At 49.6% G+C, this 18,793-nt stretch carries 18 protein-coding genes; 7 read left to right on the top strand and 11 right to left on the bottom strand.

All coding sequences use genetic code 11. The annotated features are described in order from the left end of the window. Positions 1-92 precede the first annotated feature (92 nt). Positions 93-1,049, top strand: coding sequence for an acetylxylan esterase (locus EDM21_RS16330; protein WP_157337122.1), 957 nt, complete (start codon positions 93-95; stop codon positions 1,047-1,049). A 133-nt stretch (positions 1,050-1,182) separates the two neighbouring features. On the opposite strand, the gene EDM21_RS16325 is transcribed toward EDM21_RS16330, so the two are convergent. After that, positions 1,183-1,752 carry an NADPH-dependent FMN reductase gene (locus tag EDM21_RS16325; protein WP_157337120.1) on the bottom strand — a complete coding sequence of 190 codons (570 nt, stop codon included), beginning with the start codon at positions 1,750-1,752 and terminating at the stop codon, positions 1,183-1,185. A gap of 154 nt (positions 1,753-1,906) precedes the next feature. On the opposite strand from EDM21_RS16325, the gene EDM21_RS16320 reads away from it, so the two are divergent. Both EDM21_RS16320 and EDM21_RS16315 read left to right on the top strand, forming a co-directional pair. After that, positions 1,907-2,839, top strand: coding sequence for a LysR family transcriptional regulator (locus tag EDM21_RS16320; RefSeq protein WP_157337118.1), 933 nt, complete (start codon positions 1,907-1,909; stop codon positions 2,837-2,839). A gap of 167 nt (positions 2,840-3,006) precedes the next feature. Continuing rightward, positions 3,007-3,798: an SDR family oxidoreductase gene (locus EDM21_RS16315; RefSeq protein WP_157337116.1), complete on the top strand. Its 792-nt coding sequence runs from the start codon at positions 3,007-3,009 to the stop codon at positions 3,796-3,798. A 75-nt stretch (positions 3,799-3,873) separates the two neighbouring features. Here the strand turns inward: EDM21_RS16315 and EDM21_RS16310 are convergent, their stop codons facing one another. The 7 genes from EDM21_RS16310 to EDM21_RS16280 all read right to left on the bottom strand — a co-directional run bounded on the left by EDM21_RS16310 (position 3,874) and on the right by EDM21_RS16280 (position 10,919). Next, positions 3,874-4,989, bottom strand: coding sequence for a chymotrypsin family serine protease (locus EDM21_RS16310; protein ID WP_157337114.1), 1,116 nt, complete (start codon positions 4,987-4,989; stop codon positions 3,874-3,876). 235 nt (positions 4,990-5,224) lie between these two features. Next, positions 5,225-5,857 (bottom strand): hypothetical protein, encoded by a 633-nt coding sequence (locus EDM21_RS16305; RefSeq protein ID WP_157337112.1) that lies wholly within the window; start codon positions 5,855-5,857, stop codon positions 5,225-5,227. A gap of 16 nt (positions 5,858-5,873) precedes the next feature. Then, positions 5,874-6,248: a hypothetical protein gene (locus EDM21_RS16300; protein WP_157337110.1), complete on the bottom strand. Its 375-nt coding sequence runs from the start codon at positions 6,246-6,248 to the stop codon at positions 5,874-5,876. 278 nt (positions 6,249-6,526) lie between these two features. Then, entirely contained in the window at positions 6,527-7,024 is a 498-nt protein-coding gene (locus EDM21_RS16295) for a hypothetical protein (protein ID WP_157337108.1), read from the bottom strand. A gap of 358 nt (positions 7,025-7,382) precedes the next feature. Further along, positions 7,383-8,030 (bottom strand): hypothetical protein, encoded by a 648-nt coding sequence (locus EDM21_RS16290; protein ID WP_157337106.1) that lies wholly within the window; start codon positions 8,028-8,030, stop codon positions 7,383-7,385. 282 nt (positions 8,031-8,312) lie between these two features. Further along, positions 8,313-8,852 carry an STM3941 family protein gene (locus EDM21_RS16285; RefSeq protein WP_157337104.1) on the bottom strand — a complete coding sequence of 180 codons (540 nt, stop codon included), beginning with the start codon at positions 8,850-8,852 and terminating at the stop codon, positions 8,313-8,315. 93 nt (positions 8,853-8,945) lie between these two features. After that, the gene (locus EDM21_RS16280; protein ID WP_166542054.1) at positions 8,946-10,919 is read right to left on the bottom strand and encodes a tetratricopeptide repeat protein; all 1,974 of its coding nucleotides are present in this window, start codon (positions 10,917-10,919) and stop codon (positions 8,946-8,948) included. A 460-nt stretch (positions 10,920-11,379) separates the two neighbouring features. Between EDM21_RS16280 and EDM21_RS16275 the strand changes: the two genes are divergently transcribed. Together EDM21_RS16275 and EDM21_RS16270 are read left to right on the top strand one after the other, a co-directional pair. Beyond that, the gene (locus EDM21_RS16275) at positions 11,380-12,072 is read left to right on the top strand and encodes a futalosine hydrolase (protein WP_157337102.1); all 693 of its coding nucleotides are present in this window, start codon (positions 11,380-11,382) and stop codon (positions 12,070-12,072) included. Then, complete coding sequence (locus tag EDM21_RS16270) at positions 12,073-12,924, top strand: 1,4-dihydroxy-6-naphthoate synthase (protein ID WP_157337100.1); 852 nt, start codon at positions 12,073-12,075, stop codon at positions 12,922-12,924. A 209-nt stretch (positions 12,925-13,133) separates the two neighbouring features. Here the strand turns inward: EDM21_RS16270 and EDM21_RS16265 are convergent, their stop codons facing one another. Beyond that, entirely contained in the window at positions 13,134-14,255 is a 1,122-nt protein-coding gene (locus EDM21_RS16265; RefSeq protein ID WP_157337098.1) for an NADH-dependent flavin oxidoreductase, read from the bottom strand. A 360-nt stretch (positions 14,256-14,615) separates the two neighbouring features. On the opposite strand from EDM21_RS16265, the gene EDM21_RS16260 reads away from it, so the two are divergent. Continuing rightward, positions 14,616-15,341, top strand: a complete 726-nt coding sequence (locus EDM21_RS16260) for a DsbA family oxidoreductase (protein WP_157337096.1) — start codon at positions 14,616-14,618, stop codon at positions 15,339-15,341. A gap of 280 nt (positions 15,342-15,621) precedes the next feature. Next, positions 15,622-16,203, top strand: coding sequence for a signal peptidase I (lepB, locus tag EDM21_RS16255; protein WP_157337094.1), 582 nt, complete (start codon positions 15,622-15,624; stop codon positions 16,201-16,203). A gap of 214 nt (positions 16,204-16,417) precedes the next feature. On the opposite strand, the gene speD is transcribed toward lepB, so the two are convergent. Both speD and EDM21_RS16245 read right to left on the bottom strand, forming a co-directional pair. After that, positions 16,418-17,236: an adenosylmethionine decarboxylase gene (gene speD, locus EDM21_RS16250; protein ID WP_068777321.1), complete on the bottom strand. Its 819-nt coding sequence runs from the start codon at positions 17,234-17,236 to the stop codon at positions 16,418-16,420. Positions 17,237-17,479: 243 nt separating this feature from the next. Further along, the gene (locus tag EDM21_RS16245; RefSeq protein ID WP_157337092.1) at positions 17,480-18,550 is read right to left on the bottom strand and encodes a site-2 protease family protein; all 1,071 of its coding nucleotides are present in this window, start codon (positions 18,548-18,550) and stop codon (positions 17,480-17,482) included. Between the last annotated feature and the right edge of the window lie 243 nt (positions 18,551-18,793).

Below are 18,793 nucleotides of genomic sequence, written 5' to 3'. Positions count from 1 at the left end.
TATTCAATTTAATGGTCCAAGTTGTCTAGTAATTTCCAGCCGTTGCGAATATAATTGGAATAAATCTTCACTACTTACGGAGGAGTACGAAAATGAATGCCATCCAGAAAAAGATCCACGATCTTCACCACAACAAGCGTCCGCTGACGATGGAGCCCGAGTCCATTGACCGCTTCTGGGATGAGACACTGCTTAAATTCAAGGACAAGCCCCTAGAAGCCGAAGCCGTTCAGCGGGAAACCTTTATGGCAGGCGTGGATGCCTATCACGTTACCTTTCAGGGGTATGATGATACTCCGCTCAAAGGATGGTTTCTGGTCCCGTCTTTTCTGCAAAAGGAAACCTACCCCTGCCTCGTCTGTTTCCCCGGCTATACGGCCGATAAGGGGATTCCGGAGAGACACGCCTCCTGGCTGCTCCAGGGATTCGCGGTTTTTGCGCTGGATGTAAGAGGCCAGGGAGGAGAAACCGGCAACAACCTGGATTACGATGCGGGGACAAGTGTAGGCTGGATCACCCAGAATATTCTGGACAAAGAACGCTGCTACTACATGGCGATCACGATTGACGCATTCAAAGCCGTGGACTGGGTGATGAGCCGCCCCGAAGTCAACAAGGACAAGATCGCAGTCATGGGAGGCAGCCAGGGAGGCGGCCTGTCCCTGATTACAGGCGCGCTGCATGACAGCGTCTCCCTGATCATCGCCGACATCCCGAACATGTGCTATCTGGATTACGGCGTGCTCCACTCGGTCGGCTCGCTCAAAGAAGCGGCTGATTACGTTAAGCGAAATCCGGACCGGATGAGCACGGTCCTCGATACGCTCGCGCATTTTGATATCATGAATCTGGCTCACCGAATCCGGGTTCCCGTTCGCATGAGCGCGGGTCTCAAGGATATGGTCTGCTGGCCGGAAACGATCTTCGCCGCCTACAACCGGATCGTCTCGGAGAAGCATATCGACGTGCATCCGTTCTCGGGGCACGAAGTCAGCGAATGGCAGAAACGGAGCCATATGCGTTATCTGGAGGCGTGGAAAGAGAGCTGATCACAGCGTCCGCCGTTTCAAGAAGCACATAAAAGGACCTTCAAAACCACTCCAAAAGTGGAATTGAAGGTCCTTTTGATTCTCGCGCCGCTGCTGAATTTCCGGCTCTTCATCCCGGGAATCGCAGCTGTTTTCATACGACCTCGCCTCTGCTCTGAAGCGACTCTGTGTACAAGGCAATCTGGTCGACCGTACGAACGAGCTCCCTGGTTACATCGCCCAGTTTTTGCAATGCGACTGGCTCGATGGTCCCGCTTCCCGCATCAATCTGAACTTTATCAATCACAAGCTGATCCGGGAGCACATTCGCATAAACACCGCGCAAGACGGTACGGAGATTATTCAGCGCATTGATGCCCCCTTTGCCTCCTCCGGCAACCGCCACGATCACGGAAGGTTTTCCTTTGAAATGCGGGAACCCCAGGTAATCGAGCGCGTTCTTCAAAGAACCGCTGATTCCGCTGTGGTACTCCGGTGTGCAAATGATAAATCCGTCCGCTTGATCCGCGTAAGATCTAAGCCGCTGCACTTCCAGATGGCTCTCTTCGGATGGATCTCCCGCATATAAAGGAAGCGTATGAACCGCCACGTCAAAATTCAATACTTCCGTAGACGGCCCTTTAAGCAAGGTACGGATATTCGAGGCAATAATCCCCGTATTGGATTGTTTTCTTGCACTACCGCTAATAACCAAAATACGCATGCCAATTCCTCCTTGAAATAAGTCTGTATTTGTAATGGTAAACAGGAAATATTTGCCTGATAGCAATAACTATAATAAAATTGAGCACAGATTAATAATATCTATTTCGCTATGTATACATATACTCCAGTATATGAATAGGAAGGTGATTTCTATGGAAATGCTTCAACTCCGCTATTTTCTGACCGTTGCCAGGCTTGAACACATCACAAGGGCAGCGGAGGAGCTCCGTATTGCACAGCCTGCGCTGAGCAAAACCATCGCAAGACTGGAGGAAGATCTGGGCACCCCTTTGTTCGACCGGCAAGGCCGGAACATACGCCTCAATCCTTACGGCCGGGCTTTTCAGGCCAAAGCCCAGGCTGCGCTGCAGTTACTCGAAGAAGGCCGCAGAGAAGTGGCGGACATGGCAGGCCTTGAGCAAGGACGCATTCACCTGGCACTGTCTAACATGGAACAGATCAGAGACCCTTTAAAAGAGTTTCTATCCAGACACCCGCAGGTTCATTTTCACATTCTTCAAGCCTCAATGGAGGAGATGGAACAGCTTATCGAAACGAATGAAACGGACTTCTATATGACGGCGATGGCTCTTCACCATCCCGGCATCCGTCAGATGCCTCTATTAAAGGAGGAAGTGTACCTGGCTGTGCCCCCTGGACACCGTCTGGCCGGTAGAGGGAGTATTAACTTGATCGAAGCCGCTGAGGAATCGTTCGTAGGCTACAAAGAAGGGCATCCGCTGCGAAAAATGAATGACGAGTTTTGCCGTCATGCAGGCTTTATCCCCAAAGTGGTATGTGAAGTGGAAGACCCCGCCAGCATTGCGGATCTAGTCCGTTCCGGATTCGGCATCGCGTTCATCGGATCGTGTAAAAGCAGCGAGGATCTAAAGCTCATCAAACTATCCGTCAACAAACCGCTCTGTCAAAGGACCTTCCATATCGCCTGGCTGGATAACCGGTATTTGTCCAAGGCGGCCATTGCCTTCCGCGAGTTTCTCCTGCAGCATTTTGAGGGTCCACCCCGGCAAAGTCCCCGGACAAGAACAAGCTCATACTTTCTTGAAGAGGGAGCCCTGATCTGATCTGATCTGACCTGATCTGATCAGAAATCTCCGGCAGCACGACCTCTCATGAGAAGACCTCCGGGCGGATGACGTCCGGTCCTTTTTAACTGGTTCAGACACCTTGCCCTAAGGGTAATTTCATGAAAGATCAACTGAACTTGCACAAGCTAAAGGAGGATATCAACATGTCAGATAAACGCTTAGAAGGTAAAGTTGCCGTGGTATCGGGAGGCGGCTCAGGAATCGGCCAAGCATCGGCGATCCGTCTTGCGGAGCAGGGCGCTAAGGTCGTTATGCTGGACCGGACGCCCGAGAATGCGGAGAAAACCAAACAAACGATCGAACAAGCGGGCGGCGAGGCCATCGTGATCGCATGCGATATTTCGAAACCGGAGACGGTTGAGCAAGGATTCAAACAGGCGGCGGAGAAGTTCGGACAGATCGATATTGTCTTTGCGAATGCCGGGATCAACGGTGCCAAAGCCCCGATCGAAACACTCGCCGTGGAGGAATGGGACCAGACGGTTAACATCAACCTGCGCGGTACTTTTGCCACTGTAAAATATGCCATCCCTTATTTGAAAGAAAAAGGCGGCAGCATTATCATCACCAGCTCCATCAACGGAAACCGCGTCTTCTCCAACATCGGATTCTCTACGTATGCATCTACGAAAGCGGGTCAAGTCGCTTTTATGAAAATGGCCGCTTTGGAGCTCGCACGGTATAAAATCCGCGTCAATGCGATTTGTCCGGGAGCCATCGAGACGAATATTGATGACAACACGTATCCTTCGGATGATTTGAAGGAAGTGGAGATTCCGATAGAATTCCCGGAAGGCGGTCATCCGCTGAGAGACGCTCCAGGCAAGCCGGAGCAGGTCGCCGATCTGGTGCTGTTCCTTGCGTCGAATGAATCGACTCATATTACCGGTACCGAAATTTATATTGATGGCGCGGAGTCTTTGCTGCGCGGATAAAGATATGTAGAAAGGCCTTGTCCGTCTGCGGACAAGGCTTTCAGGCTGCACTCCTTATGCGGGAGCGCGGCTTTTTTATTTCCGCGCCTTGGTGCTCACCGGACGAATCTGCTTGCGGACTGCTTCCGGCAGAGGCCGGACATAAGCATGGTTGCCTTGGGGAGCAGCCCCTTTACTCCCGCCTGCTTTAAATGTGCCGCCTGGGGCCGGAGCGGCTACACGTAATCCGAATGTAGATAAGACACTGGCAATCGGTGTGCTGATCGAGCGGTTTCCGCTGCCTGCGAAGTTCAGCGCAGCTGCAAATCCGTCCCTCGTAATCCATACCGAGCCTGAATCGCCGCCTTGCGAGACAGGACTGCTGCCCACAACTACCGTCTGGTTGCGGAACAACAGAGTCGCATTGCCGACTTCCCTGTAAGGACCGACCAGCTGGTCCGTTCCGATACTTTCGACGACACCGCTGACAAACCCGGTGGTCCGTCCGGATTTAACGAAGCTCGCTCCCACGCGGTAGCTGAGCAGATGGCCCCGCAGCGTAATGAGCCGGCCTGAATTGATCAGATATCTCGGATTCAGAAGACTGTTGGTGATAGGCTGCGCGATAGCAGCGTCCATGAAGTTCACTCCGCCGATGCGGAAAGGAACAAACCTCACCGACACACCGATCCGGTCGCTTGCCTGCCCGCCATCCAAAGGCCCCGGCTGCAGAATATTAGCTGCAAACCGGTTGGCAGCTACAATTACATGATTGTTGCTCAGCACATATAATTGTCCATTTCGGATAGTGATAAGGCCTCCCGTTCCCGTAATTCCAAGCGAGCCGGTAATCCGGCCGATACTGACTCCTCCCGGAACCGGACGCAGACGACTGCGGAAGAACTCCGCCTTCACCCTTTTGCGGGGTGCCGCCCTGCGGCGGGACACGCTGCCTGATTGAACCTTCGAATGAGGTTTAAACGGATCCGTATTAATCAGACGGAAAGGAAAGCTCACACCAGCCTTTTGTAACATCGTACTTCTAATTTCAGCGGGTTTAACATTGGGATGCGAATAGACGATAATGGCCGCTCCACGGTCCGGTTTGTCCGGGTCCGCATAGCCTACCCCCACTCCATAAATACCAGGTTTGCGCAGCAGAGTGGGTGAAAGCTGGTTTTTGAGCCTCATCGTTTCATAGAAATTAGCCATGATCAGTCCCCCTATTCTAGGATGCTATCAATCTATGTCGATTGAACTGAGAGGGAACTAACTTCCGTCTATAGGACAGGCGAAATCGGCTGAAGCCGGGCCCTTTTTTTGATATAACGCAGTGTCCATACTGACATTGGAAAATATCTGACTGATTTCAGGGGTTGCAGGCAAAAGTACTGACAAAGCGAATTGACAAGTATGGAGAAAAGCGAGGCCTTAGTCGCATTGCGGTTTAAACTACTAAACTTAAAGTCAGAATTTTAAATTTGTATTGAAATGCAGGACACCAGTAAAAAGCATCCACATTCGGAATCGCCTCATCAAATTCATCTTCCCTTTGAAACCACGGTTTATTAGGATTAAATTCCCTTACCTCCCTAAAGCAAAACCAACTATGACGCAGATCTTCTCCACCGTCAGACTTAAAGTCGGACCGTAGGCAGTACGCGCATATGTGAAATTCTACATGTAACTGATTTCTCAAATCTTGTAAGGCTATCGAAAAATCGTTGACTACCGCTGTATTATATTGTATCCCCTTGTAACTACAACCTAAACTAAAAAATAGCGTTTCCTCTCCCAAATCATCTGTTGATAAAAATATCTTTTCCTCGATAATTATTTTCTCCATCGACGCTTGGTTTGTTCTAATAAATAGGGCATCTTCTAATAGCAACGTAGAGTTTGTTTTCTTCAATAACTTCGTCATGCAATCGCAGTAATCCATGCCTTCAAAACAAAGGATTTGAGTATCTGTCGTAAGATGAAATTTAAACCCATCCTTATATTCCACAAATAGTCTTGCGTCCTCTAATTGACCATCTGCATATATGATCTTTCCGAAGCGAGATTTTTCATGATTCATATTCCCTTCATCCCTATCAATAAAAATAATCAACTATTGTCTCTTTAATTTCATTAAAGTGAGTAAGATCCCCCCAATACTCGCTCAGTTTATACCCTTGAGCCCATATTTCTATCCTTCTATGATCACCTTTTAGATAATTTTCAATTGCTTGATCCAAATCTAAAGTTACAAAAACAATTTTTTCTGCATCATCATTGGGATACTCTTTTACAAGATAAAAGTAAAAGACTTTTTGAAAAACTACTTCTGGTAACTCAATCGTAACTAGCAAATTATTTATTAAACTATTGCCCACAGCCTTCAAATTATTATCTGGCTGCTGAGAAATTAGTGTATTTAATGAGCTAAGTTTATTTTTCAAGTCATCTTTCAATCTATTATTGAGCATTTCTTACCTCCCTAGTATGCCACTCAGAGGATACGAACGTTAAGTCGGCTTCATTTTGTAAAAGACTATGTTATATCAAAAACTTGATATTTGATAAAACGCACATTCGAAGCCAAATGTAGCAGTACTACCCAATAGACGTGTGCCGGTTTCGAAAGTTTCGAAGGAATATAGCTAAATGACTGCCGGGCCCCTTTGAAAGATAACCAGACAAATTCAGTAGAGAAACGAAAACACCCGTCCTTTATTAGAATGAGTGTTTTCACTTACTAATCTATTTAATTCGCTGGAATATCTAACTCTTTACGTAATTCTTTCACTGTTTTTCCCGGTTGATCTTTGTTTAGATATGCCCGTTGTTCTTTTTCATACCTGGCAACTTTCTTCTCCAGTTCTTCAGCTTTCTTCAGATACTGACTATCTTTTGTCTCTTCCGCTATACGTTTTAGTTCACTTACCGAATCTTTCATACCAGCTATATGACTTCTAAGTTGATTCGCAAATTCTTCTTCACGATCGGGATCAACAATTCGCTCTACTTTTGCCACTTCCTTACCCAAATCTTTGAGCTCTTTACCAGCTTTAACCGTAGCCTCAATTTCTTCTGGTGTTTGATTCGGCATCTCGTTTAATTTCTTTTTCTTTGATTCAAATGCTGACTTTAAGTCATTCAGATTTTTGATGTGGTCTGCGTCCCCGAAAGCTGCACTGGCGGTTAAAAGACTGCCTCCGATAATACCTGCAGTGATCGCAATAACCGTTAATTTTTTTTTCATTTTTGTTCCCTTTCGTCTAATATGAAATTAATTGGCGGCCTGTTTAACAATTAATAGATATACGCAGGAAGCCGTGGCTTCATCCATTTTTCTCGCATGTACCATGCCTTACATATTTAGGACTTATACCCAATAGACGTGTGCCGGTTTCAAAAGTTTCGAAGGGGGCACAGTTAAATGCCAGCCGCAGCGGGTCCAGTCCTTTGTAGTTCTTGGCTGTTTTGAATAATGATAAAACACGGATCAGGATTGCTTATTACATCATTCAGGTCAATAATCTTGACATAGGCTTTAATAAATAGGATTCTATTGCAATCAATGTGGCAGACCTCACTTGGAAAAAATTTTTGTATGAAGGTTACGATTTTCTTTTTTTCCTTCTCACAACCAGCAGCGCCATTGCAGCAACAAGCACTCCGCCAACAAAAATGCCTGCTCCCGCATATGGATGTTTTAACAACCGGTGATACGCTCCGGTTATAGAAGCGAATGCGTTCGTATATCTCAGCCTGCTCATATCATCTTGATAGTCTGCTTCTACGAGCGGCTTCTCCCCTTGCCCGATTTGCTCTAAGACGGCACTCGCGCCAGACCATTCCGCCGTCAAGGAACAAGTGCTCGTCTGTAAGAATGGCAGTTCGTCATACCGGTTAGCAAAAACAAGATACTTCTTACCCACTTCGTATTCATTGCCGCAAGAGGCTGATCCGCCATAACTCGTGTTTACGATCACCTGATTCTCGGAAATCCCTTTCCATGCAGCGTCCACTTCAAATAAAACCGCGTTCTTATTCTCAAGAATACCGCCGCTTTCTATCACCTGTTTGCTTACTTCCCTTACTTTTCCCGAAAACACGGCATCCGTTTTTTGCAGCGCTTGAGCAGGATCCTGTTCATAGGCGCAGCTGCAACCGTAGGTTTTACCCGGATTAACAATCATCATAGAGACAAAGATAAATACAGATGAGAGTAGGAGTATGAATACTTTTTTTATAGATTTCCTCATACGAACCAGCCTTCCATATCTAGCAGTTATACCCAATAGACGCGCGTCAGTTTCAAAAGTTTCATGAGCTTCGAAGGGTTCAGTTCAGTTCAGTACCCGCCACAGCCGCATTCATTCCTGCATCACCACAAAACCGAACAGGCCGCCGGGCATATCCCCGGCAGCCTGTTTTCATTCTTTTGATCCTAACCTAACGCGTACTCGTCTTCTCTTGAATCCCTATCTGGTTATCCGGGATCAGCGTCCGTAAGTCCATACAGCAACAACCAGCCGCAGCAGCTCTTACGGCTGCCTAAGATGTACGTTCTCCCACTTATTCATCATCACCTCGTACACCTCTTCCAGAGGATAAGGCAGACTGGCTTGCGTAATATTGACCGTAGCCCGCACAAGTCCACGGTTCGCCTTCATGAGCATCCTTGTCATGCTTTTCTGCCGGGCCAGATAGGCTTCCGTGTCGTACAGGTTCAGGCCGATAAATCGCTGGCCCATGTAGTCATACAAGATAATTTCCTCGATATCCTGCCACGGGATCAAGCCTCCGCTAATGGCTGAAGAATTGTCGGTGACTCCTTCATCGTTAACGATCAGGGACGGCTTCTTGTTAAAAAGCTGGAAAACCAGATAAAGCAGACACAGACCGAAGAAAACAATACTTATGATTCCCACAACCATTAGAACCGCCGATTCTTCTTCATCGGTAAGCCCTACCCAGAACAGGAATCCTCCGGCTACTACAAAAGCCAGTGCAGCTATTACGAGAACGAATACTTTCTTGGAACTGGAATGAATGACCAATTCATTCTCATTATACGCCTCCAATATTCATGACCCCCTATAATTTACCTTTAAAAAGCGTATAAACCCAAACGGGTAAAGTTGAACCAGCCGCTGCTTTTTATTCACCCTAATGAATCAGGATAAATACATCCGGGTTTCGTACAACCGGGCGATCTGCCGGGAGGCTCCCTCCAGCACATCCTCATCCAGCCCCTCCAGTTCATGAAGGTGCTTTAATCTTTCCTCCAAGGTGATATCCTGATAGGCATACAGACTCCAATTGGTCAAATCCTCGATGGTTTCTTCGAGTTCAAGACGGCTGTACTTCAGGTAGGCTCTGTACAGATAGCAGCTGGCGAATCCCGGATCCAGCTCAAGGGCCCGGTTGAATGCCTTCAGAGCCGCGTCTTCTTCCCCCTCCAGACGGAAACAGGCAAGCCCGATATTATAATGGGCTGACGGACTGTCCGGATGAAGATGGCTGTACGCCTCCGCATAGTCCCGCGCCGTCTCATAATCTCCCATCAAATAACGCACATAGCCCCGCATGCTGAGCAGATCGGTATAGGAAGGGTCCTTCTCATATCCCCGGATGCAGTCTTGTTCCGCTTTCTCGAGTTCCTTCAAATCAATCAAACACTTAGCCCGGCTTTCATAATAAACCGCATAATCCGGCGTAAGCTCAATCGCCTTCCCGAAAGAGGCCGCAGCCATTTCCAGCTCCCTCATTTCCTGCAGAACGTGTCCCATGGCATGGTGGTAGCTGCTGCTGCCTTGGACTGATGCATCCAGCTCGGCCGCGTAATGCAGATCCATCAGCGCTTCATCATAGCGGGACTCCATATAATAGGCGAAGCTCCGCTTGGAGCGCAAGTCCGCCCGGTCTTCCCGCTCGATGGCTTTGCTGTATGTTGCCGCAGCCGGTCCATATTGTCCCATCTCGGAGAGAATAGCAGCGCGCTGCATCTCATTCAGCGGGTCATCTTCCTCCAATTCGAGAAGATGTCCGTTCACATCCAGCGCCCGCTGGTATTGGCCTGTCTTGGCATAGGACTCGGCCAGCCAATAACAGATGAGCGGATTATCCGGGTCCTCTTCATACAAATGCTCCAGCATGGGAAGTGCTTTGTCCTCTTGCTGCCGGGACCGGTAAATCAGAATTTTCTCGAAGGAGACGTCCGGCTCATCCGGATCTAACTCTGCAACCATGTCCAGATCCGCCTCTGCCAGTTCCCATTGTTCCGTATACCGGTACAGGATGGCACGTTGCATGTACAGATCGGATCTATCCGGAAATAATTCCATCGCAAGATGGATGATTTCCAGTGCCGCTTCATAATCTTCCATCTTGATGTAGATCCCCGCCAGATCTTTGCGGAACCCGCACGTACGCTCCACTTCCTCCCGGAAAGTACGAAAGGCTCCCGATCCGAATCCCGTCCTGAAGTAAACCTCACGTTCCCCCCTGTCGGAGATGTACTCCCATTCGGCCTGCATATCGACGGCTTTTCTCATATAAGAAGCAGCCTCTTCCGCCTTGCCTTGAGCCATCAGAGATTTAGCCATCCGGTAGCTGAAAATCGGAATTTCCTGATTCTCGAAGCTGAGCACTTTCCGGAACGTCTCTTCCGCATTCCCGTAATCCCCATGATCCAGATAACAGACACCCAGCTCATAATATGTCGATACGACTGAATTTGCAGGCTCCCTGAGCACACATTCCTTCAAATCCCGGATTGCTTCTTCATACCGGTTCAAATCCAGGTAACACAATCCTCTTGTATACCAATACATATAGGGATCGGGATTAATCCGGATCGCCTCGTTCAGATCCTCTATCGCCTCTTCTTCCCGGTTAATTTCTCTTAGAATATGGGCGCGGCGTTCATACGCATGATCAGACCGGGTAGATTGAATGATTCCGCTCAAATACGTCAACGCTTTCTCGATATGTCCCAGCTCATAATACAGGTCCGCCACTCTCACCTGCTCTGAAAGCTCCAGTGAATCGTACTTCACCTTCTCATAAGCTTCGAGAGCTTTGGGCAGATTTCGATCCTTTAAATACTTCCTGCCATTTCTCAGATGAACAAAATCAAAAATCCCCACCCTGCAGCCTCCTTCTATTTATCTGTCTATTTATCTACCTGCACATACGGCACCGCCCGGACCAAGTTTCATATAAATTCCTCAAAACAATGGATAAAGTAGGAAGCAAGGACTCCCCCAAAGCGGGCGTGTAAAAGAACGCCAGAAGACAGATGTCCCCTAACGTTCTAAACTATCCGGTTCTGAGTTAGACGAAGAATAGACAACCCTAATCTTAAGGTGAATAAAACTCTTCAATTAATATGTAATTTTTGTCATATCTCTCTTATACCATACCGGAGAATACTAGATGACGTCAATCCTAAGCTGATCCGTAAGAGATTAACACTTCAGCCCGCTTCCAATCGCAATCCCCCCTGCAGCTTTACACACTGCTTAGATAGCGATAACCTAAAAGAAGAAAGCTTTGATGCCACATTCAAAGATAACCAGCCTTTTAACTAAAGGAGACACCGCTCATATGAATGCATACTCAGAAAAGCGGGACCAAGAGCAGCCTGGTCCTGCGCAAAGCAGCCGCATCCTGATCATGACTCCGGTTGCGGCCGAGCAGGAAGCCGTACTTCGCGGCCTGCAGGGCGAGCCCCGGTTCGACGTGGCGATAGCCGGCGTCGGGCCTGTGGCCGCCGCCATTGCTACCACGTCCGCGCTGGCCGCAGGCAGCTACGGCTTAGTCATCAACATGGGCATCGCCGGAGGCTTCCAGGGCCGGGCGGAGATCGGGTCGCTCGTAGTATCGAGCGAGATCATCGCAGCAGACCTGGGAGCGCAGAGCCCGGACGGGTTCATCAGCCTGGACGAGCTCGGCTTCGGCACGGCCCGCGTCCCCGCCCATGCCGCTCTTGCCGGCCGGGTCGCGGAAGCTCTGCGCGCAGGCGGCCTTCCGGCCGGCATGGGCGCCGTGCTCACACTGTCCACCGTCACAGGGACAGCAGAGGCCGCGCGGGAGCTGGCCGCCCGTATCCCCGGCGCTGCCGCCGAAGGGATGGAAGGCTTTGGCGTAGCCAGCGCCGCCTATAGCAGCGGAGTCCCCGCGCTCGAAATCCGCGCGATTTCGAACGCGGTAGGTCCGCGCGACAAAGCCGCGTGGCGGATCCAGGATGCTCTCGCCGCGCTCGAACAAGCAAGCTCAATTTTACGGGAGGTCCTATAAATGAAAATCGCTTATTCTCCATGTCCGAATGACACCTTCGTATTTCACGCGCTGGTTCATGGCCTGGTGCCCGGTGCACCTTCATTTGACGTGACTTACGCGGATATTGATATAACGAATACTCTGGCGGCTGAGCCCGGCGGTCCTGAAATGATGAAAATCTCTTACGCCGCCCTGCCCTGGGTGCGGCCGGAATACGCGCTGCTCCCGTGCGGAGGAGCGCTTGGCCGGGGCTGCGGACCGCTGGTGCTGTCCAAAGGCTCGGCAGACCCCGCCTCGCTGTCCGGCAAGCGCGTTGCCGTTCCGAGCGAGCGGTCGACCGCCTACCTGCTGTTCCGGCTCTGGGCTGCGCAGCAGGTGCCCGGCGGCGTAGGCGAGATCGTCGTAATGCCGTTCCACGAGATCATGCCTGCCGTCCGCGACGGCAAGATCGATGCGGGCCTCGTCATCCATGAGGCCCGCTTCACCTACCCGTCGTACGGCCTCGACCTGCTGACCGACCTCGGCAGCTGGTGGGAGTCCGATACGGGGCTGCCGATCCCGCTGGGCGCGATTATCGCCCACCGCTCGCTGGATCTGGCGGCCATCGCCGGATGGATCCGTTCCTCCGTCGAGTACGCGTGGGCCCATCCCGCAGCGTCGCAGGAGTACGTGCTCCGGCACGCGCAGGAGATGTCCGCCGATGTGGCCGAAGCTCACATCGCGCTGTACGTCAACGAATTCACCCGGAACCTCGGTGAAGACGGCTACGCGGCAGTCGAAGCTCTGCTCGGCAGGGCGGCCAGGGAAGGGCTGGTGCCCGCCATGGATTTGCGGGCGCTGCGTCTGGATTCACCGGCCGAGCAAGGATGAGTCCAAGAATGAGTTCAAAAATGAGTTCCAGGATGAATTCGGGCATTGCCTGAACTCACCAATCCGACAAACGAATCTTCAACAAGGAAATTCACAATTCACAACAAGGAAAAGGATCGCCTTCGTCATATGCAATGACTTGGGACGATCCTTTTCCTTGTTTATATGATGTGCACTTGAACTTGCACATCCACTAGCATTCTTACCTCTTAAACAACCGGGAACCATCCTGGTGTATGGATAATGCCATTCCACAGCGGCCCTGGAATAACCAGGCGTTCCTGGTCTTCTCTGCTCACCGTTACCCGGATTTCGGACTCCCGGCCTTCCTCCACTTTCTGTACCCAATCCGGCTCCATAATCAGCTCGCGGCCCAGCGCAATTAGAGGAACGCCCGTTGCTAATGCTTGCTGCGCCTCATCCGCACTATGAATCGAACCCACACCGATAATGGGCACACGGTCTGCCGCCAATTCCTTAATTATCTCTATGCGGGGTCTGTCCGTGTCCGCACCGCTTCTCGGAGTCGACCAGAAGTCCATCAGGGATACGTGCAGGTAATCCAGGTTTTTATCTGCCAGTGCATCCACCAGCTTGAGCGTATCGTCCATGGTAATGCCCGGAGTCTCTGCTTCTTCTGGGGAGAAACGATAGCCTACGAGGAACGGGTGCTTCGCATGCTCGGCCACGACGCGGTTCACTTCATCGACAATCGCCAGCGGGAACGCCATCCGGCGCTCTACGCTGCCGCCCCACTTGTCTTCTCTACGGTTGGAGTGCGGGGAGAAGAACTGCTGGATCAGATATCCATTCGCTCCATGAATCTCGATCCCGTCATAACCCGCCTCGATAGCACGTCGGGTCGTCTCGCCGAAGTCCCGGATAATCGCTTCAATCTCCGATTCAGTCAAAGCTCGGGGAACCGGGCTTCCGGCCTTTTCCTCCGCAACAGCACTAGCGCTCACGATGTCACCGCCCGGTACCAGCTCCGGAGGGCAAGAACGGCCGCCATGGAATATTTGGAGGACTGCCTTCGCTCCCTTCTTCTGGATAGAAGAAGCCAGCCGCTTCAAGCTTGGAATCATTTCATCCCGGTCCCCCGCGAATTCACCCGGGAAGCCTTGGCCGTTTGGCGTAACGAAGGTACAAGCTGTAATAACCATACCCGCTCCGCCGGATCTGCGCTCATAATAAGCAATCTCCGCATCCGATACCGTTCCGTCTTCATTGGACGAATAGTTCGTCATTGGAGCCATGACCACGCGGTTTTTAAGTGAAATGCCTTTGTTAAATGTGAAGTTCTCGAATAAAGGTGCATATTTGGTATTCAAAGTTTGGCCTCCTCAATCTATGTGCAAATAAGTCTGATCTTGGAATGTAAAGCTCTAGACACCCTCCGGCCAGCCTCAATCAACCATGTTTCTGAATGCAGACGGCTTTGTGGATACGCTATGACTGTTATTTTATTAATAACAGTTCGCAATGTCAAGAGAAGTTCCTGCCCTGCGCCTCAAATGCCCGTAAATAAGCCGATATGCCTTATTAGCTGTTTGCTTTCATATACCCCGGACCGTATAATAATGGTTGGAAAGACCGTTCTGATTGTATACATGATTTCTGCCCGAAGCGGGTTCCACCGGAGCCTGCCCCATGGCTTTACCTTATATAACCAACCGGAGGTGCTCGTTTAAATGAAAGTTGAAATCTGGTCTGATTTTGTGTGCCCGTTCTGCTATATCGGCAAACGCCGTTTTGAGGAAGCGCTGGAGCAATTCGCCCACAAGGATGAAATCGAAGTCGTCTACCGCAGTTATGAGCTGGACCCGAATTCCCCGCGTGATATCAATCGTAGTATGGCCGAAATACTGGCTTCTAAATACGGAATGAGTATCGAGCAGGCAGAGGCCGCCAATGCCAATATGACAGAACAAGCTGCCGGGGTCGGACTGACTTACCGGATGGACACGCTTATTCCTACGAATACGTTCGATGCTCACCGCCTGGCGCATTACGCCGGCCAGCACGGCAAAGCGCATGAAATGACCGAACTTCTGCTCAAGGCTTACTTCACCGATAACCAACATCTCGGCGACCGGGATACGCTTGCCGCATTGGCGGCGGAGATCGGACTGGACAAGAACGAAGCAGCCCAAGTTCTCGCAGGGGACCAGTTTACGCAGGAAGTCCGCGCGGACGAACAGGAAGGCGCTGACCTTGGAATCAGCGGGGTCCCTTTCTTCGTGATCAACCGCAAATACGGCGTATCCGGCGCACAGCCTAGCGAAGTGTTCGTACAAGCCCTGCAAAAAGCATGGGATGAAGTAAAACCATCCCTCACCCTGGTGAACGATGCTTCCAGCGAAGCGGCGGATGAAGCTTGCTCAGACGGCGTCTGCGGCGTTCCTCCGAAGAAATGATGGCACGTTAAATTTTAGCAGCGATAAAGATCACGTAATCTTTTCCTTACACCTAACACCTAACATCTAACATCTAACATCTAATTCTGATCCAAATACCTTCAATAACGAGCTCTCTCGCTGCCGTAATGCGGGAGAGCTTGTTTACATGTATCCCGCTTGCGCTGTGCTGCGGGTAACATTTGCATCTTCTCGGGCGGTAATGTTACATTATTTAACAGATCGCACTGCTGCGAATTCATCTCTCCCTATTAACTTGCCGAAAGGATTGGAAGAATGCATGGAGCAAATAGAGACAAAAACACCCGCACCTACAAAGAAGAATGAAGTTTGGGAATGGACTCGGGCGATTCTTATTGCCGTCATTTGCGTGGTCGTCGTCCGCTGGTTCCTGTTTGCCCCATTTATCATCAACGGGGACTCGATGGAACCTAATTTCTCCGAGGACGAGAAATTAATCGTGAACAAAGTCCTCTATAACTTTGCAGAGCCCAAACGCGGCGAAGTGATCATTTTTCATGCGAATGAGCGAGAAGATTACATTAAACGGATCGTTGCCCTGCCTGGCGAGAAGGTCAAAGTCGAAGGTGATCAGGTTTACATCAATGGCGAACCGCTGGACGAGCCTTACCTGAAAGAAGCCGTTGCCAGCGCCGCAGCCAGCGGCAAGACTTATAACAATCTGAATTACCCGGAGCAGACGGTACCGGAAGGAACTGTCTTCGTACTTGGCGACAATCGTCCCGGCAGTAAGGATAGCCGCAGTAGCAGTATCGGTTTTATCCGGAACGATACGATCATCGGCCGAGCCGATCTCGCTTTCTGGCCGCTGGGCAAATTCGGACTGATCTCCCACGAGTAGGCAAATCTCACAGGAGCCCATGGCGAACTTCAGCCGGGCTTCATGAATTTAAGCTCAATTAAGCTCGATGCTCGATGCTCGTTTAGGCTCGCCCTTCATAGAACCAACCTTCCCGATTCAAAAAAGACACAGAAGCCGCTTGGCTTCCTGTGTCTTCTTTGGGTCTTGGGCTTCAACAGCAGTTGTTAAGCACACACGCCATTGTTCATGCCCCTTAACCGTTAGCAGGAACGATATTTTTCCCATAAAAAATCTCGTCCATTTCCAGCTTGAGACTTTCCGTAATTTCCTGCTGCTCCTGCGGAGTCAGTTTATCCTTGGTGTATCCGAACAAGTAGTTGTTGAGATCAAATTTACGCAGTTTACATTTCGTATGGAAAATATTTTCCTGATACACGTTGACGTCGATCATGTCATACGTATCTTTGACGTTATCGGGAATATAATTCTGGATCGAAGTGATTTCATGGTCGATAAACAGCTTGTGGCCGTGAATGTCTCTCGTAAAACCGCGTACCCGGTAATCCATCGTAAAGATGTCCGTATCGAAGGAATGAATCAGATAATTGAGCGCTTTAAGCGGAGAAATCTCTCCGCAGGTCGACACATCAATGTCCGCGCGAAACGTACTGATCCCTTCATCCGGATGATACTCGGGATACGTATGCACGGTGATATGGCTCTTATCGAGCTGCATGACCACGTTGTCAGGCAGCGGTCCCGGCGATTCGTCAAACGATTCCGTCGGCACTTCTATCACAGGGCCTTCCGAGACGAGCATCGTCACACTCGCTCCTTGAGGCACATAGTCCTGCTGAGCGGTGTTCAGAACATTCGCGCCGATAATATCGGTTACGGTGTTCAGAATTTTCGTCAGCCTCTCGGCACTGTACTGCTCGTCAATATATTCAATATACGCTTCCCGCTCTTCCTTCGTCCGCGTATAGCAGATATCGTACATATTAAAGCTTAATGACTTTGTAAGATTATTAAAGCCATGTAAAGTAATCCGCTGTTCATGAGTTAATTTCATTCTAATTCCCCCGATCCCTAGGTAATGGCTTTTGTCTCCCGTAATAAGCTCATGTATAAAAATCGACAAATTCGCCGTATAAGAGCTATTTTTATTTTTACCCATTCTCATTAATAAAAAACATCTGTGGCTGAAAGCACAGCCAAATCCCCTCACCCTCTTTCTTCGATCTACACAAAAAAACACCGCAATGTCCGACAACATTGCGGTGTTCGTAGTACAGCGGGCGAATACGGCAGCACCTTAAGAAATCCACAGCCCCTGCTCTTTCAAGATTCTCTCTTCATAGTAATCGAATACATTGCGTATAGCCTCTGCGCGGCCGTTCATTTCTTTGCGCTTGGCAAAATATTGCGCCGCCATCACGGTGGAATGCTCCATATACGTTCTAATCCGGAGTTTGGATACCTCCTGCAGTTCACTCTCATGCTCGATAAGCTCAAATAACTCTTGAGCCTCTTCCTTTTCTCCCGCCAGGCTGAGCAGCACGATTTCTTCACACAAGATAAGCATCCCCATAATTCTCTCGCGGCGCTTTAGAGTATTTTCCTCGAATCCCTCCCTGATCACGGCAATAAAATTAATCCGGTTAATCCCATTCTCCCCGCTGATCTGACTGAAATATTTGGCATAGTAAAGAACAGCCAGATCGTCGAAATTGTCGGCGATAGCCTTTTTGTTGGGAATATATTTATTGAATAAATACCTTTCGGACTCTTCCAGTAAATAGGCCAGACTTTTCTCGCGGGGCACGGGTACCGAGTACAGCACATTCCAGTAAAAAAGCAGCGCTTTGGACGGATCAGACATTTTACGCGCCATTCTGCCATCTGAGAACAGCAGGGTCCCTCCTCCGTAAACGAGAGATATTATCCCAAACATCGTGACGAATAAGGTATCGTAGCTTGCTTTGATAACAGTTAGAGCCAACACTCCCGTCAGAATGCTGACAACCGGCCCCAGAATGAAAATGATAGACTGCTTCGCATTATTCGCCCGGTAAGATTCATCGTCTTGAAATTCCGCTACATCGACCAGCACATGGCCTATCCAATAAAAATTTTTCATCGAAAAATACATTTTCTTGTCCAAGACCGATAGAGTAAACGGTCCTAACCGGAAATAAACCACCTTCCTGCGTGTAATAAAAGCCCCTATGACGTGTCCCGCCTCATGAATGAACAGGGCGGCAGCGGCAGCAGCGGCGAATGCCAGAACCGCTGACAGCGCCTCCAATAAATCTACCCGGAATAATAGAAGCAGTACGATAATGACCGCTAGGAAAATAAGAAGTTTTGTTGATTTTTTAGTCATAGCTCTCTCCTTTGCGTATAGACAAGACTTGCGCCTTGGGGATCGGCGGATTCCTTCTTGTACAATAGCGATATTTTACCATATGTTGAAAAAGCATTTCAAAGTTTGGAAGCAAAAAACTTTATCACGTTAATTAATTATAGTACAAAAATACCCCGAGTCACTTTGTTCAGTGACCGGGGGCAGCGGGATAGATCAACATCCGCTCGCAAAGAAGCAGACCTATTCGATAATCAGCATCGT

It is taken from the genome of Paenibacillus lutrae, from assembly GCF_009757775.1.
Lineage (GTDB): Bacteria > Bacillota > Bacilli > Paenibacillales > NBRC-103111 > Paenibacillus_F > Paenibacillus_F lutrae.
The sequence above is the reverse complement of the archived record's forward strand: the minus strand, read 5'-3'. Positions and strand labels throughout refer to the sequence as shown.